The following is a 14,899-nucleotide window of genomic DNA, read 5'->3' on the forward strand; positions in this document are numbered from 1 at the left end:
GAAAGCCAGGCCAGCGTCCTGATCGGTACCGCCGAGAAAATGGTCGAGATCTGGACCCGCCTCCCCGCCGAGAAACAAGCGGCCCTGCTGGCCCGTTTCGGCAGCGAAGAAAACGCCATCGCCGCGCTGGTCACCACGCGCCTGGTCAGCGGACAGCACGACAGCTGAACCACCATTGGGCAAATAGTTTTACTTTTCCACGCCCGGACGCCGCGCTCACCGTTATCATAAGCAGCCTATCTATCCTGCTGCTCCGTGGACCTCTTTCCCATGTCAGATTCCCAGCGCCCCCTGGCGGTCACGCTGCAAGTCGTTTCCATTGTCCTGTTCACCTTCATCGGCTACCTGAATATCGGCATTCCCCTGGCCGTGCTGCCCGGTTTCGTCCATGGCGAACTGGGTTTCGGCGCGGTGATCGCCGGGCTGGTGATCAGCGTGCAGTACCTGGCCACCCTGCTCAGTCGCCCTTATGCAGGGCGAATCATCGACAACCTGGGAAGCAAGCGCGCGGTGATGTTCGGCCTCGCCGGCTGCGGGCTGAGCGGTGTGTTCATGCTCGTGTCGGCCTGGACGCCCCACCTGCCGACACTCAGCCTGATCAGCCTGTTGATCGGTCGCCTGGTGCTGGGCAGTGCCGAAAGCCTGGTGGGTTCGGGTTCGATTGGCTGGGGCATTGGCCGGGTCGGTGCAGCGAATACCGCCAAGGTGATTTCCTGGAACGGCATCGCCAGTTACGGCGCGCTGGCGATCGGTGCGCCGCTGGGGGTATGGCTGGTCAATGCGTTGGGGCTGTGGAGCATGGGCGTCAGCATCATCTTGCTGGGTTTGCTGGGGCTGGCATTGGCCTGGCGCAAAACCGCGGCGCCCATCGTCGCTGGCGAACGCCTGCCGTTCATGCATGTGTTGGGACGTGTGCTGCCACACGGCTGCGGCCTGGCCTTGGGCTCCATCGGGTTTGGCACGATCGCGACCTTCATCACCCTGTACTACGCCACGCAGCACTGGGACAACGCCGTGCTGTGCCTGAGCCTGTTCGGCGCCAGCTTCATCGGCGCGCGCCTGTTGTTCGGCAACCTGATCAACCGTCTGGGCGGCTTTCGCGTAGCGATTGCCTGCCTGTCGGTGGAAACCCTCGGTTTGTTGCTGTTGTGGCTCGCACCGGATGCCCACTGGGCCCTGGCGGGCGCGGCGTTGAGCGGTTTCGGCTTTTCCCTGGTGTTTCCAGCGCTGGGCGTGGAAGCGGTCAACCTGGTGCCGGCCTCCAGTCGTGGGGCGGCGGTGGGCGCCTATTCGCTGTTCATTGATTTGTCGTTGGGGATCACCGGGCCACTGGCCGGCGCGATTGCCGCGGGCTTCGGCTTTGCCTCGATCTTTCTGTTCGCCGCCCTGGCGGCCCTGGGTGGGTTGGCACTGAGTGTCTACCTGTACCGGCAGGCGCCCCGCTACCGTGAAGCGCGGGAGAAGGACTAGAAATCCACCTTGCCGCGCCCGGCCTTGATCGAGCCGCGCTTGGTCTTGGATTCCAGGCGACGCTTTTTCGAACCCAGGGTCGGCTTGGTCGGGCGGCGCTTCTTTTCGACCTTGGTGGCGCTGAGGATCAGTTCGGACAAGCGCTCCAGCGCGTCGGCCCGGTTCTGTTCCTGGGTACGGTATTGCTGGGCCTTGATGATCAGCACACCGTCGCTGGTAATGCGACTGTCGCGCAGGGCCAGCAACCGCTCCTTGTAGAACTCGGGCAGCGACGAGGCCGGAATGTCGAAGCGCAAATGCACGGCGCTGGAGACCTTGTTGACGTTCTGCCCCCCGGCCCCCTGGGCGCGGATGGCCGTCAGCTCGATCTCGGCGTCCGGGATGTGCACGGTGTTGGAAATCGCCAGCATGGGAAAGGGTCCGCTATCAAGCCCCACAGAATACCCCGAATCCCCCAGGGCGACGCCTAACTCCTGTGGGAGCGAGCTTGCTCGCGATTGCAGTGTGTCAGTCACCCTTGATATTGCTGACCCACCGCCATCGCGAGCAAGCTCGCTCCCACAGGGTTTCGTGCTTACTTGGCAGCCGCCACAGCCAATTCCTGGCGGGCACTGCGCTTGTTCTTGATCACGTAGCACACCCACATGAACACCACCCACACCGGAATCGCGTAGACCGAGATCTGGATGCCGGGAATCAGCAACATCACGCCCAGGATGAACACCACGAACGCCAGGCAGATGTAGTTGCCGTACGGATACCACAGCGCTTTGAACAGTGGCGTCTGTTGGGTCTGGTTCATGTGCTGGCGGAACTTGAAGTGCGAGTAGCTGATCATCGCCCAGTTGATCACCAGGGTCGCGACCACCAGCGACATCAACAACTCCAACGCATGCTGCGGGACCAGGTAGTTCAACAGCACCGCCACCAGCGTGACCGCCGCCGACGCGAGGATCGAACGTACCGGCACGCCGCGCTTGTCGATCCTGGACAAGGCCTTGGGCGCATCGCCCTGCTCGGCCATGCCCAGCAACATGCGGCTGTTGCAGTAGGTGCCGCTGTTGTACACCGACAGCGCGGCGGTCAGCACCACGAAGTTGAGGATATGCGCAGCGGTGTTGCTGCCCAGCATCGAGAACACCTGCACGAACGGGCTGCCGCTGTAGGCATCGCCGGAAGCGTTAAGGGTGGCCAGCAGGCTGTCCCAAGGGGTCAGGGACAACAGCACCACGAGCGCGCCGATGTAGAAAATCAGAATCCGGTAGATCACCTGGTTAATGGCCTTGGGGATCACGGTTTTCGGTTTGTCGGCCTCAGCGGCGGTGAAACCGAGCATTTCCAGGCCACCGAAGGAGAACATGATGATCGCCATGGCCATCACCAGGCCGCTCACGCCGTTGGGGAAGAACCCACCATGGGACCACAGGTTGGTCACCGACGCCTGCGGGCCACCATGACCGCTGACCAGCAAATAGCTGCCCAAGGCAATCATGCCGACAATCGCCACGACCTTGATGATCGCGAACCAGAACTCGGCCTCGCCGAAGACTTTGACATTGGCCAGGTTGATCGCATTGATCAGGATGAAAAACGCCGCCGCCGACACCCAGGTCGGGATGTCCGGGGCCCAGTAATGGATGTACTTGCCGACCGCGGTCAGCTCGGACATGCCCACCAGGATGTAGAGAATCCAGCAGTTCCAACCCGACAGGAACCCGGCGAAACCGCCCCAGTACTTGTGGGCGAAGTGGCTGAAGGACCCGGCGACGGGCTCTTCGACGATCATTTCGCCCAACTGGCGCATGATCATGAAGGCGATGAAGCCGCAGATGGCGTAGCCGAGGATCATCGACGGGCCGGCTGATTTCAGCACCCCCGCCGAGCCGAGGAACAGGCCGGTGCCGATCGCGCCACCGAGGGCGATCAGTTGAATGTGGCGATTTTTCAGGCCGCGTTTCAGCTCGCCCGAATGCGAGTTTTGTCCACTCATGAAAAGGGTCTCACGCAAGGTTTGATGATGTTCGTTAGACGTTGCCGCTCGAATCGGATCTCAAGCAGCGCCGATCAAACCCCAGCGCAGGCACCAGGAATTCAGCGTTTTTACAACGGTCATGCGTCACCTGTTTGTTTTTATCTGTGACGAAATCGAACCCGACACGCTTGTGGCGTGGCGGAGTGAACAAGGTGGATAACCTTGAAAGTGCGTGGGTACGCGAAGGGTCACAGTAAAACGCGGCGCATTGTACACCGCTGACCCCCTGCTGCCAGACACCACCGGATCAGCGTGTCGTTTGCCGGGATTGCATGGGTCCGCCTCGAACATGCCGGGCGGCTGCAAAAAAGTGTCCAGGCCCTTGCGAGCCCCTGAAGGGTGTAGCGCTAAAAACGCCACGACGGGAGAAATGCACTGGAGCTGCGGCGTTCATTGCGCCTCCTTTTTGTTATTCACCTGCACGACAGGCATGGGGCGCATCTCACCCTGCCCATCGATTCGAAACAAGCGGGCCAGAGCCTTGGAAAACCCTGCAGGGTGGGGCTTACGGAAGTTTTTTCTTACGCTTTGGGGAAACGACGTTTCGGCCCCTCTCGGCCGGTCTTTTTCGTCAGCATTTCTTTACAACCCGTCACGCAAACTTTCCAAGTAGGAAATTTCCGTAGGCTGACTGCAAATTGACGGTAGGTAGCTACCTATTAAAAAAAACACCCAGGCGGCTGTTTTTGAATGAGTAATGTTGTCGTTAAAAATGGAACAAAAAGTTCAAACGAAAAAAATAAATTATTTTTTTGCAATCCAAAAAACCCTCGACTAGGTTTTCAGCGACTTGCCAAGGCATCGTGCCGACAAGTTCTGCGGTGCCGTCACCGGCCTGTTTCCACTCGCCGAATCGGTCCGCTGATTTCCGTAAAAGTCATCTAGGAGATTCACTATGCAAGCACTGGACAAAGACTTGGAAACCGAACTGCAACTGGACGAATGGTTTGAAGCCCCAACCCATGAAGCCGCCGTTGAAATGATGCAAGCCGACGCCGTCGTTCCGTTCGGCACGGCGATGTGGCCTCTGTAGGCACCGCCCGGCGGAGGCGATCCGGCCGGTCGACTCCGCCACTTTTTGCCGGTTGTCAGGGAAGTTAAATGAACTTGTCAGGGAAGAATAAGCATGGACACACAACGAGCCATCTCACATTTCCTTTACTATCTCGAACACCATCCCGCCCTGGCCGGCATTCAGCCCGCCAAGGTGTTGCTCGGTCATACTGCTGACTACGAAGCGCTGACCGGCGCCATCGCCGAACAGGCGGGCAGCGGCTCACCCTTCCGGTTCAGTGCCATGCGCCTGGACCTCGAGCCCACGGAGCGCCTGTCCAAGGCCATTGCCGACAGCGATCTGTATATTTTCTTCTACGACTCTTCCACCCTGCCCAACCCACGTCCCGACGGCCCGGACTTTGTCCGTGCGCTGCAAGGCGTGATGGCCGACAACTGGAAGAAATCGCTGCTGTTCAAGGACTACGGCGATTATTTCTACGACACCTTCAGCGTGATTCCCCAGCGCATCGCCGGGCTCAACAGTCACCTGATCCGACGCATGTCCCAGGCGACGACCCTGAGTTTCCAGGATGACCGCGGTTCATATTTCGACACCGCCCTGGGCGGCGTTAAGAAATGGACCGACATCAACGGGGTCGGCAACTACGACCTGGCCCCCGGCGAAATCGCCACCCACAGCGACACCATCAATGGCCGGGTGAATTTTGTCGGCACATTCCTGAGCACCATCCCGTTCGCACGCAAATACGGCGTGTTGCAATCGCCGCTGGAGCTGTGGATCGAAGACTCCACCATCCAGAAAATCGCCACCGATGTACCTGGCCTGGAGCACGACTTCAACAAATACCTGGACGCCAACCCGTCCAATCGCCGCATCGAGGAATTGGGGATCGGCACCAACGAAGGGGTCAAGAGCCTGTACGCCCGCAATGCCGGTTTCGAGGAGCGCCACTGCGGCTTGCACCTGGGACTGGGTGGCGGGGCCAAGGGCAGCCATCATCTGGATCTGATTTTCGAGAGCGGCGTATTGGCGCTGGATAACGAGCCGATGTTCGATGGACGATTTGTGCTTTAGGTGGGATTTCTGCACGGCTGATGCCGCCATCGCGAGCAAGCTCGCTCCCACAGTGGGACGACGTTGAATGTAAATCTTCCATTCGCTGAAGCCCCTTGTGGGAGCGAGCTTGCTCGCGATAGCGGACTCACCGGCACCGAATCAATGAAAGCCAGGCAAAAAAAAAGCCAACTCGAAAGTTGGCTTTTTTCATGGGCGGCTGCCGATCACTCCGGCTTACGACGCCCGAACCCCGGACGCTGTCCCGAACCTGCCGGTGCACCACGGCGCTTGCCCGATGGCGCGTCGCGGTCGGCCAGGACGATACCCGGGCGCTTTTTCGGCGCCGGCTTGGCCGGACGCTTGGTGTCGGCCGGGCGATCGGCGACGGGCGTACCGCGACCTGCCGGAGCACCGCGACCTTCACCGCGCTCAGTCCGACCATTGGCCGGACGCGGCGTACGTGGGCCACGCTCACCGTCCTGACGAGGCGCAGGCTTGCGGGCCGGGCGCTCGCCTTCGATCTGCGGCTCGCGGGAAGGACGCGGACCGGTCGCCACACCTTCAGCAGCCGGACGCAGCGTACGCACGCGCTCGGTCTTGCCCATCGGGCGCGAGGATTTACGCTGCATCCGCTCCAGCTTGTCCTTGCTCTTGGCGGTCATCTGCGGCATCGCCACCGGCTTGAGACCCACTTCGGCGGCCAGGATGTCGACTTCGTACTGGCTCATTTCGCGCCAGCGGCCCATCGGCAGGTCGGAGTTGAGGAACACCGGGCCGAAACGCACGCGCTTGAGGCGGCTGACCACCAGCCCCTGGGATTCCCACAAACGCCGCACTTCACGGTTACGGCCTTCCATCACCACGCAGTGATACCAGTGGTTGAAACCTTCACCGCCGGGCGCCTGCTTGATGTCGGTGAAACGCGCCGGGCCGTCTTCCAGCACAACACCGGCCTTGAGGCGCTCGATCATCTCGTCGTCGACTTCGCCACGCACACGCACGGCGTATTCGCGGTCCATCTCGTAGGACGGGTGCATCAAACGGTTGGCCAGCTCACCGTCGGTGGTGAACATCAGCAAACCGGTGGTGTTGATGTCCAGCCGCCCGATGTTGATCCAGCGGCCTTCTTTCGGACGCGGCATCTTGTCGAACACGGTCGGACGGCCTTCCGGGTCGTCACGGGTGCAGATCTCGCCGTCGGGTTTGTTGTACATGATCACGCGGCGCACCGTTTCGGCGGCCTCTTCGCGCTTGATCACCTTGCCATCGATGGTGATGGCGTCGTGCATGTCGACACGCAGGCCCAAGGTGGCATCTTTGCCATTGACCTTGATCCGGCCCTGGGTGATCCAGGCTTCCACGTCACGGCGCGAACCGACGCCGATACGGGCGAGGACTTTTTGCAGCTTCTCGCCTGCTGGGCCGATTTCCTGGCTGTCGTTCTGGTCTTGGTCTTTCATTCTGGGCACCTCCCGGTGTGGTCGGGTCAGGCTTGGCCTGACGCTTTGAAAACGGGTCTTGGACGAAGGGATCGCCAAAGGGTCGCGAATCATACGCCTGTTGAGGCAATTGCGCATCTGAGACTAGCTGATCAACCCAGGCTCAGCGCTTTTTCCGCCGACCGGTGGCTGAAGCCCCCTGTGGGAGCCGAGCTTGCTCGCGATAGCGGTGGGTCAGCCTGCATTGATGCTGAATGTTCCTCTGTCATCGCGAGCAAGCTCGGCTCCCACAGGGGACGGTGTTTCCAAACCAGTTGTATCAATCGTCAAGCTGGCGCCGTTCGTTCTCGATCGCTTCGGCCAGGGCACGGGCTTCGGCTTCTTCGTCGCTCAGTTCCGGCTCGGGCTCGTGAGGCTGGAGGGCGGCGACAGCGGCCAGCAGTTTTTCCCGGGCTTCGGCAACGCCGAGGATGTCTTCTTCGGGTTCAGACTCGGCTTGAAGTTCAACGTCGTCGGGCTCCGGCTGATCATTCGTCTCGCCTTCAGGTCCTGGCCCCTCACGCAGCAGGTCGTCGAAATCAGTCTTCAAGCCCTCCTCCATGGTGTCCAGCTCCAGCAACAACGAATGGAAACTGGTCTCTTCCTTCGGTTCCTCAGGCTCGGCGCTGGCATCCGCCAGTTCCTGCAAGCCCTGGGGCACCGGCACGTCGTCGAACTCCAGTACCGGTTCGGGTTCCAGCTCCCGCAGTTCGGCCAGGGGCGGCAGGTCATCCAGGTTCTTCAGGTTGAAGTGATCGAGAAAGGCCTTGGTAGTGGCGAACATCGCGGGTTTGCCCGGTACATCGCGATAGCCGACGACGCGGATCCACTCGCGCTCCAGCAACGTCTTGACGATATGGCTGTTGACCGCCACGCCCCGTACATCCTCGATCTCGCCCCGGGTGATCGGTTGGCGATAGGCGATCAACGCCATGGTTTCGAGCATGGCGCGGGAGTAACGCTGCGGCCGCTCCTCCCACAGGCGTCCGACCCAGGGCGCGAACTTCTCGCGGATCTGCAGGCGATAACCGGACGCCACTTCCTTGAGTTCGAAAGCTCGTCCTTCGCAGGACTTGCCCAACAGCGTCAGGGCTTTCTTGAACACGGCCGGTTCGGGTCGCTCGCCTTCTTCGAAGAGTTCGAACAGGCGCTCCATCGATTGCGGCTTTCCCGAAGCCAACAGGAAAGCTTCAAGCAAGGGGGCCAGCTCGCGGGGTTCAGTCAGATTCATTGATTTGCTCGTTATTCGGCTCGTGCCCGCACGTGGATCGCTGCGAACGGCTCATTCTGCACCAGCTCGACCAAGGATTCCTTGACCAATTCCAGGACCGCCATAAACGTCACCACCACCCCCAACCGCCCTTCCTCGGCGGTGAACAGCTCGACGAACGGCACGAAGCCGCCGCCCTTGAGCCGCTCCAGCACATCGCTCATGCGCTCGCGGGTGGACAGCGCTTCGCGGCTGACCTGATGACTTTCAAACATATCGCCTCGGCGCAGGACCTCGGCCATGGACATCAGCAGCTCTTCCAGGCTTACATCCGGCAGCAACTTGCGCGCCCGCGCTTCGGGCGCATCGAGCTTGGGCACCACCACATCGCGCCCCACCCGGTTCAAGCCATCGAGGCCTTCGGCGGCGACCTTGAAGCGTTCATATTCCTGCAAACGCCGGATCAACTCGGCCCGCGGGTCGTCCTCTTCCGCTTCGACCTCCGCCGAGCGCGGCAGCAGCATCCGCGACTTGATCTCGGCCAGCATGGCCGCCATCACCAGGTACTCCGCCGCCAGTTCCAGGCGTACCGACTGCATCAACTCGACGTAGCCCATGTACTGGCGGGTGATTTCCGCCACGGGGATGTCGAGGATATTGATGTTCTGTTTACGGATCAGGTACAGCAGCAGGTCAAGCGGGCCCTCGAAGGCTTCGAGGAACACTTCCAGCGCATCCGGCGGAATGTACAGGTCCAGGGGCATTTCCATGACCGCCTGGCCATAGACCATGGCGAACGGCAACTCCTGCTGCGCGCCGGCTTGGCTGTCGGCATTGTCCACGACGGTTTCCACGGCGGACATTCAGGCCTCGACCATGAACGGCGTCGGATCGCCGCACCCGACGCGCACCACCTGGGGCTCGCCATCGGCCAGGTTGATCACCGTGGACGCCGACATGCCGCCGAAACCGCCATCGATGATCAGGTCCACCTGATGCTCGAGTATCTGGCGCATCTCATAGGGATCGGTCAACGGCTCGGTCTCGCCGGGCATGATCAGCGTCACGCTCATCAGCGGCTCACCCAGTTCCGCCAGCAGCGCCAGGGCGATGGGATGGCTCGGCACCCGCAGGCCGATGGTGCGCTTTTTCGGGTGCAGCAACAGCCGCGGGACTTCCCGGGTGGCATTGAGAATGAACGTGTACGGCCCCGGCAAATGCGCCTTGAGCAAGCGGAAGGTGCCGGTGTCGATCTTGGCGAACAGGCCCAACTGCGAAAGGTCGCTGCAGATGAGCGCGAAATTGTGCTTGTCGTCCAGTTGACGCAGGCGTCTGACGCGCTCCACGGCATTCTTGTCGCCGATCTGGCAACCGATGGCGTAGGACGAGTCGGTGGGATAGACCACCACGCCACCACCACGAATGATTTCCACGGCCTGTTTGATCAGGCGCGCTTGCGGGTTTTCCGGATGAATCTGGAAAAATTGACTCACGTGTTCTACCTGTTCAGACGGCGGCGGTAACGGGATCATGTTTGAATCTACACCAGAGTGGTGGCAGATCTTCCGGCAACGGGCGGTATTCGCCGATCTCGGACCAGCCCCCAGGGCCATGGAAATCACTGCCGGCGGTGACCAGCAGGCCGAACTCACGGGCCAGGATCGCCAAGCTGCCCACTTGCTCGGCAGGCTGATGGCCGTTGACCACCTCAATGGCATGGCCCCCCGCTTGAATATAGTCGGCGACCAGGCGCCGGCGCTTGCTGCGGGTGAAATCATAGTGCCATGGATGTGCCAGGCTGACCCAGGCGCCAGCGGCCCGCAGGGTCTGGACGGTTTCTTCCAGGGTCGGCCAGTGCTGCTTGACGTCCCCCAGCTTGCCGGCCCCCAACCATTTGCGGAACGCTTCGGCGCGATCCTTGACGAACCCTTCGCGCACCATCCAGTCGGCAAAGTGTGGCCGGGCCGGGGCGTTGCCGCTGTCGCCCAGTTCCTGCTGGATCTGCCGGGCGCCGTCCAGCGCACCGGGCATGCCCTTGAGAGCCAGCTTGCGGCTGATCTCTTCGGACCGCAGCCAGCGCCCGTCGCGCAGTTGTGCGATGGCCTGGACCAGCGCCGGCGCATTCACATCGAAACCATAGCCCAGCACATGGATGGTCGCCCCGCCCCAGGTACACGACAACTCGACCCCGTTGACCAGCTGCATGCCCAGCGCCGTGGCGGCGCTGCGGGCCTCGTCGAGGCCTTCGAGGGTGTCGTGATCGGTCAGGGCCAGGACTCGCACGCCGTGCTCGAACGCCCGCGCCACCAGAACCGCAGGCGCCAGGGCGCCATCGGAGGCCGTGCTATGGCAGTGCAAATCAACATTCACGAGAGTTTGTTACCTCAAATCAGCTGGCCCTATCGCGGCCAAGGATGTTTGTTATTATGCCGCCACATCCTGCTTCTGGCTGCCACTGTGAAACAATTCATCGACTTCATCCCGCTCCTGCTGTTTTTCATCGTCTACAAACTTGATCCCCGGACCGTCGATTTCGCCGGCCACTCCTTGACTGTAGGCGGTATCTACAGCGCCACCGCAGTGCTGATCATCAGCTCCCTGGTGGTCTACGGCGCGCTGTTCGTGTCCCAGCGCAAGCTGGAGAAAAGCCAGTGGCTGACCCTCATCGCCTGCCTTGTATTCGGCAGCCTGACCCTGGCGTTCCACAGCGAAACCTTCCTCAAATGGAAGGCCCCGGTGGTCAACTGGCTGTTTGCCCTCGCGTTCATCGGCAGCCACTTCATCGGTGACCGATTGCTGATCAAGCGCATCATGGGCCATGCCATCAGCCTGCCGGAACTGATCTGGACCCGGTTGAACATCGCCTGGATCGCGTTTTTCCTGTTCTGCGGTGCCGCCAATCTGTTCGTTGCGTTCACGTTCCAGGAGTACTGGGTCGACTTCAAGGTCTTCGGCAGCCTGGGCATGACGCTGCTGTTCCTGATTGGCCAGGGCATCTACCTGTCCCGTCACCTGCACGATGCCGACCCCACCACGCCAAAAACCGAGGACTGACATGCTCTACGCAATCATTGCCACCGACGTCGCCGACTCCCTGGAAAAACGCCTGGCCGTGCGCCCGGCACACCTGGAGCGCCTGCAACAGCTCAAGTCCGAAGGTCGTATCGTGCTGGCCGGCCCGCACCCGGCGGTGGACAGCAATGACCCGGGCGCCGCCGGCTTCAGCGGCAGCCTGATCGTGGCCGAGTTCGACTCCCTGGTCGCCGCCCAGGCCTGGGCCGAGGCCGATCCGTTCGTGGCGGCCGGCGTCTACGCCAATGTCGTGGTCAAGCCGTTCAAGCAAGTCCTGCCGTAAATCCCCCCTGGCGCGATGGGCCTTCGCGGCTCATTGCCGCCGTTGCTCATCTTTATCGTTCGTCGGCCGACAACCTGTCTAATCTCGATTGGAATTCAGGAGTTGCAATGCGCAAAGGTCCGTTGTGCCTGTTGTTGGTCTCGTTGGCGATCGGAGCGCCCGCCCATGGCGAGGAAAGCACCGAGGGCAGTCATTCGGCGCCCTTGTCCCTGAGCGCCGGCGGCCAGATCGCCGAATTGCAGCAACGCTTGAAAGACAGCGAGCGCCAGCGTGAAGAACTGAGCAAACAACTGCAAAATGCCGACAGCGAGCGCGAAAGCGCTGTGCTGGCCCGGCTGCGCCAGGAGAACCAGCGCCTGAAGCTGCAACTCAAGGAAGCCCAGGCCAGCCCGTTGCCACGGCTGTTGACCGATCAACAGCAATGGTTCGTCATTGGTGCCGGGGTAGCGCTATTGGCCTTGCTCTGCGGTATCTTTGCCAGCGGTGGACGTAGACAACGTCGGCAATGGCTAAATTGAGTGAGTCATGAGCGAGCTGTTACTGATAGATGATGACCAGGAGCTGTGTGAGCTCCTCGTGAGTTGGCTGAGTCAGGAAGGGTTTCAGGTCCGCGCCTGTCACGATGGCCAGAGTGCCCGCAAGGCCTTGGCCGAAACCGCCCCGGCTGCCGTGGTCCTGGACGTGATGCTGCCCGACGGCAGTGGCCTGGAACTGCTCAAGCAATTGCGCAACGATCACCCGGAACTGCCGGTGCTGATGCTGTCGGCCCGAGGTGAGCCGCTGGACCGTATCCTTGGCCTGGAACTGGGTGCCGACGACTACCTGGCCAAGCCCTGCGACCCACGGGAACTGACCGCCCGCTTGCGCGCCGTGCTGCGTCGCAGCCATCCGTCGGCCGTGTCCAGCCAGATCGAACTGGGTGACCTGACCTTCAGCCCGGTGCGTGGCGTCGTCAGCATCGACGAACAGGAACAGACCCTCACCGTTTCCGAAAGCCGCCTGCTCGAAGCGCTGCTCAAGCAACCGGGCGAGCCGCTGGACAAGCAGGAACTGGCGCAAATCGCCCTGGGCCGCAAGCTGACCCTGTACGACCGCAGCCTCGACATGCACGTAAGCAACCTGCGCAAGAAAATCGGCCCCCACCCCGACGGTCGCCCGCGCATCGTGGCGCTGCGTAGCCGGGGTTATTACTACAGCCTCTAGAGGTTACGGCTCTAGAGACTGTGAGTGCTGCTACAGCCCCTGGAGGCTTTTGTGGCGAGGGTCTCCTTCCCATTGCATGCCCCACGGGGTTGTGTACAGGCTGTTTGTCAGCATCGAACCAAACCGTCTTTACCCAAGCTTTACGCCCCCCTGACCGCCGCTGACCTTGATCTCCGTAATCTGCACACATCCGGAACTGACCGGGAATGAGACAAGGAGACACACCATGCGCAAGACCCTTATCGCTCTGATGTTCGCTGCCGCCCTGCCGACTGTCGCCATGGCCATGCCCGAAGGCCCCGGCCCGATGGGTCCGATGGACGGCCCGCGTCACGGCGGCCAGATGCACGACAAAGGCCCCTACAGCCAACTGGACCTGAGCCGCGAACAACGCCAGCAGATTCGCCGGATCATGGGCGAACAGCGCCACGAACAACGGGAACTGGTCGACAAGTACCTGGCCAAGCTGTCGCCAGCCGACCAGAAAGCCATGCAGGACGAAATGCAGGCCCGGCATGAGAAAGTCGATGCCCAGATCCGTGGCTTGTTGAAGCCTGAGCAGCAGAAGGAATTCGACGCGATCCAGAAGAAACAGGCCGAACGTCGCGCCGAGTGGGCTGAGTTCAAAGCCTGGAAAGCGCAACAACCGCAAAAAGCGCAATAATGCGCTGAAGCTTGCCCAGCCCAACGGCCAATCGCCGTTGGGCTTTCTTTGTTTTCGAGGATTTATCGTGCGTTCATTGTTCTGGCGCATCCTGGCCAGTTTCTGGCTGGCCATCGCCCTGGTTGCAGGGCTTTCGATCCTGATGGGCCATATGCTGAACCAGGACGCCTGGATCCTCAGCCGTCACCCTGGCCTCAATACCCTGCCCGAAGAGTGGACGCAAACCTACGAAAGCCAGGGCGAGGATGCCGCCCAGGACATCCTGCAACAGCGCAAGCGCCAGTATCACATCGACGTCCAGGTGTTCAACGAAAGCGGCGACCCGGTGGTACGCGGCACCTTTCCCCATCGTGCCGCGGCCTTCGAGGCCCGGCAGAACAACGACGACCGACGCCTGCCCTGGCGGCGGCTGACCGACGAGTTCACCAGCGCCAAAAGTGGCGACACGTACCTGTTCATCTACCGCATTCCCCATCCCGAACTGGACGCCTGGCACCGCGGCAGCCTGCTCTGGCCCCTCAGTGCACTGGGCATCGCGCTGGTGGTGCTGACCTTGTTCAGCCTGTTGGTGACGCTTTCCATCACCCGCCCACTGAGTCGCCTGCGCGGCGCGGTGCATGACCTGGGCCAGGCCGCCTACCAGCAGAACAGCCTCGCCAAGCTGGCCAACCGGCGAGACGAGTTCGGCGTGCTGGCCACCGACTTCAACCGCATGGGCGCGCGCCTGCAAAGCTTGATCGGGAGCCAACGGCAGCTATTGCGCGACGTGTCCCACGAACTGCGCTCGCCCCTCGCCCGGCTGCGCATTGCCTTGGCATTGGCTGAACGGGCCAGCCCCGAGGAACGTGAAAAACTCTGGCCGCGCCTGACCCGCGAATGCGATCGCCTGGAAGCGTTGATCAGCGAAATCCTGGTCCTGGCCCGGGTCGACGCCGACAACGCCAGCGCCGAAGAGGTGGACCTCAACGGTTTGCTGTTCACCCTGCAAAAAGATGCACAACTGGCGTCACCGGAGCAAACCGTGCAGCTTGAAACCGAGGCAGACCTGACCCTCAAGGGCTGGCCGACCATGATCGAGCGAGCGGTGGACAACCTGCTGCGTAACGCCCAGCGCTTCAATCCGACCGGGCAACCCATCGAAATGCGCGCGGCGCGCCAGGGCGAACGGATCCTGATCAGCGTGCGCGACCACGGGCCTGGCGTGGAGGCCGAACACCTGGGTCAATTGGGCGAACCGTTCTACCGCGCCCCCGGCCAGACTGCCGCCGGCCATGGCCTGGGTCTGGCGATTGCGCGTCGTGCCGCCGAGCGCCATGGCGGTGCGTTGGTGCTGGGCAATCATCCCGACGGCGGTTTCATTGCAACACTGGAACTGCCGTTGGTGCCGGGGGCGGTTGTCCAGCCATAACCTGC

16 protein-coding genes are annotated in these 14,899 nt (G+C 61.7%); 9 read left to right on the top strand and 7 right to left on the bottom strand.

From position 1 onward, the window contains the following. Positions 1–270: 270 nt before the first annotated feature. Positions 271–1,470, top strand: a complete 1,200-nt coding sequence (locus tag J4E53_RS25800; protein WP_060740977.1) for an MFS transporter — start codon at positions 271–273, stop codon at positions 1,468–1,470. Here the strand turns inward: J4E53_RS25800 and arfB are convergent. Continuing rightward, entirely contained in the window at positions 1,467–1,880 is a 414-nt protein-coding gene (gene arfB, locus J4E53_RS25805; RefSeq protein ID WP_060740976.1) for an alternative ribosome rescue aminoacyl-tRNA hydrolase ArfB, read from the bottom strand. The two genes, J4E53_RS25800 and arfB, sit on opposite strands and share 4 nt — an antisense overlap. A 164-nt stretch (positions 1,881–2,044) precedes the next feature. Then, on the bottom strand, positions 2,045–3,460 hold the full coding sequence (locus J4E53_RS25810; protein WP_060740975.1) for an amino acid permease: 1,416 nt from the start codon (positions 3,458–3,460) through the stop codon (positions 2,045–2,047). A gap of 937 nt (positions 3,461–4,397) precedes the next feature. Here J4E53_RS25810 and J4E53_RS25815 point away from each other — a divergent pair. Together J4E53_RS25815 and J4E53_RS25820 are read left to right on the top strand one after the other, a co-directional pair. After that, positions 4,398–4,535, top strand: coding sequence for a hypothetical protein (locus J4E53_RS25815; RefSeq protein ID WP_003178782.1), 138 nt, complete (start codon positions 4,398–4,400; stop codon positions 4,533–4,535). A gap of 93 nt (positions 4,536–4,628) precedes the next feature. Next, positions 4,629–5,594, top strand: coding sequence for a hypothetical protein (locus tag J4E53_RS25820; RefSeq protein WP_060740974.1), 966 nt, complete (start codon positions 4,629–4,631; stop codon positions 5,592–5,594). A gap of 206 nt (positions 5,595–5,800) precedes the next feature. Here J4E53_RS25820 and rluB read toward each other — a convergent pair whose 3' ends face one another. The 5 genes from rluB to J4E53_RS25845 form a co-directional block, all read right to left on the bottom strand. Beyond that, positions 5,801–7,036 (bottom strand): 23S rRNA pseudouridine(2605) synthase RluB, encoded by a 1,236-nt coding sequence (gene rluB, locus J4E53_RS25825; RefSeq protein ID WP_060740973.1) that lies wholly within the window; start codon positions 7,034–7,036, stop codon positions 5,801–5,803. 298 nt (positions 7,037–7,334) lie between these two features. Continuing rightward, positions 7,335–8,285: an SMC-Scp complex subunit ScpB gene (gene scpB, locus J4E53_RS25830; RefSeq protein WP_103310765.1), complete on the bottom strand. Its 951-nt coding sequence runs from the start codon at positions 8,283–8,285 to the stop codon at positions 7,335–7,337. An 11-nt stretch (positions 8,286–8,296) separates the two neighbouring features. After that, complete coding sequence (locus J4E53_RS25835) at positions 8,297–8,995, bottom strand: ScpA family protein (protein WP_165826070.1); 699 nt, start codon at positions 8,993–8,995, stop codon at positions 8,297–8,299. A gap of 132 nt (positions 8,996–9,127) precedes the next feature. Next, positions 9,128–9,757 (bottom strand): L-threonylcarbamoyladenylate synthase, encoded by a 630-nt coding sequence (locus J4E53_RS25840; protein WP_053124883.1) that lies wholly within the window; start codon positions 9,755–9,757, stop codon positions 9,128–9,130. Between the two features lie 13 nt (positions 9,758–9,770). Beyond that, complete coding sequence (locus J4E53_RS25845) at positions 9,771–10,634, bottom strand: PHP domain-containing protein (RefSeq protein WP_060740970.1); 864 nt, start codon at positions 10,632–10,634, stop codon at positions 9,771–9,773. An 87-nt stretch (positions 10,635–10,721) separates the two neighbouring features. Here J4E53_RS25845 and J4E53_RS25850 point away from each other — a divergent pair, with 87 nt between their 5' ends. The 6 genes from J4E53_RS25850 to J4E53_RS25875 all read left to right on the top strand — a co-directional run bounded on the left by J4E53_RS25850 (position 10,722) and on the right by J4E53_RS25875 (position 14,894). Further along, positions 10,722–11,318 carry a septation protein A gene (locus J4E53_RS25850; protein WP_060740969.1) on the top strand — a complete coding sequence of 199 codons (597 nt, stop codon included), beginning with the start codon at positions 10,722–10,724 and terminating at the stop codon, positions 11,316–11,318. 1 nt (position 11,319) lies between these two features. Continuing rightward, positions 11,320–11,619, top strand: a complete 300-nt coding sequence (locus tag J4E53_RS25855; protein ID WP_060740968.1) for a YciI family protein — start codon at positions 11,320–11,322, stop codon at positions 11,617–11,619. A 107-nt stretch (positions 11,620–11,726) separates the two neighbouring features. Further along, positions 11,727–12,137: a hypothetical protein gene (locus J4E53_RS25860; RefSeq protein ID WP_060740967.1), complete on the top strand. Its 411-nt coding sequence runs from the start codon at positions 11,727–11,729 to the stop codon at positions 12,135–12,137. Between the two features lie 7 nt (positions 12,138–12,144). After that, a complete protein-coding gene (locus J4E53_RS25865; protein WP_103310762.1) occupies positions 12,145–12,822 on the top strand; it encodes a response regulator transcription factor in 678 nt (225 codons plus the stop codon). Positions 12,823–13,048: 226 nt separating this feature from the next. Next, positions 13,049–13,486, top strand: coding sequence for a Spy/CpxP family protein refolding chaperone (locus tag J4E53_RS25870; RefSeq protein WP_072408657.1), 438 nt, complete (start codon positions 13,049–13,051; stop codon positions 13,484–13,486). 67 nt (positions 13,487–13,553) lie between these two features. Further along, a complete protein-coding gene (locus tag J4E53_RS25875; protein ID WP_103310761.1) occupies positions 13,554–14,894 on the top strand; it encodes a HAMP domain-containing sensor histidine kinase in 1,341 nt (446 codons plus the stop codon). Positions 14,895–14,899 lie beyond the last annotated feature (5 nt).

Source organism: Pseudomonas sp. FW305-28, from assembly GCF_017351395.1.
Lineage (GTDB): Bacteria > Pseudomonadota > Gammaproteobacteria > Pseudomonadales > Pseudomonadaceae > Aquipseudomonas > Aquipseudomonas fluorescens_AA.

Excerpts from the sequence above, each read along its gene's own strand:
- J4E53_RS25800 (WP_060740977.1), top strand. The coding sequence starts at position 271 with ATGTCAGATTCCCAGCGCCCCCTGGCGGTCACGCTGCAAGTCGTTTCC.
- arfB (WP_060740976.1), bottom strand. The coding sequence starts at position 1,880 with ATGCTGGCGATTTCCAACACCGTGCACATCCCGGACGCCGAGATCGAG.
- J4E53_RS25810 (WP_060740975.1), bottom strand. The coding sequence starts at position 3,460 with ATGAGTGGACAAAACTCGCATTCGGGCGAGCTGAAACGCGGCCTGAAA.
- J4E53_RS25815 (WP_003178782.1), top strand. The coding sequence starts at position 4,398 with ATGCAAGCACTGGACAAAGACTTGGAAACCGAACTGCAACTGGACGAA.
- J4E53_RS25820 (WP_060740974.1), top strand. The coding sequence starts at position 4,629 with ATGGACACACAACGAGCCATCTCACATTTCCTTTACTATCTCGAACAC.
- rluB (WP_060740973.1), bottom strand. The coding sequence starts at position 7,036 with ATGAAAGACCAAGACCAGAACGACAGCCAGGAAATCGGCCCAGCAGGC.
- scpB (WP_103310765.1), bottom strand. The coding sequence starts at position 8,285 with ATGAATCTGACTGAACCCCGCGAGCTGGCCCCCTTGCTTGAAGCTTTC.
- J4E53_RS25855 (WP_060740968.1), top strand. The coding sequence starts at position 11,320 with ATGCTCTACGCAATCATTGCCACCGACGTCGCCGACTCCCTGGAAAAA.
- J4E53_RS25860 (WP_060740967.1), top strand. The coding sequence starts at position 11,727 with ATGCGCAAAGGTCCGTTGTGCCTGTTGTTGGTCTCGTTGGCGATCGGA.
- J4E53_RS25865 (WP_103310762.1), top strand. The coding sequence starts at position 12,145 with ATGAGCGAGCTGTTACTGATAGATGATGACCAGGAGCTGTGTGAGCTC.
- J4E53_RS25870 (WP_072408657.1), top strand. The coding sequence starts at position 13,049 with ATGCGCAAGACCCTTATCGCTCTGATGTTCGCTGCCGCCCTGCCGACT.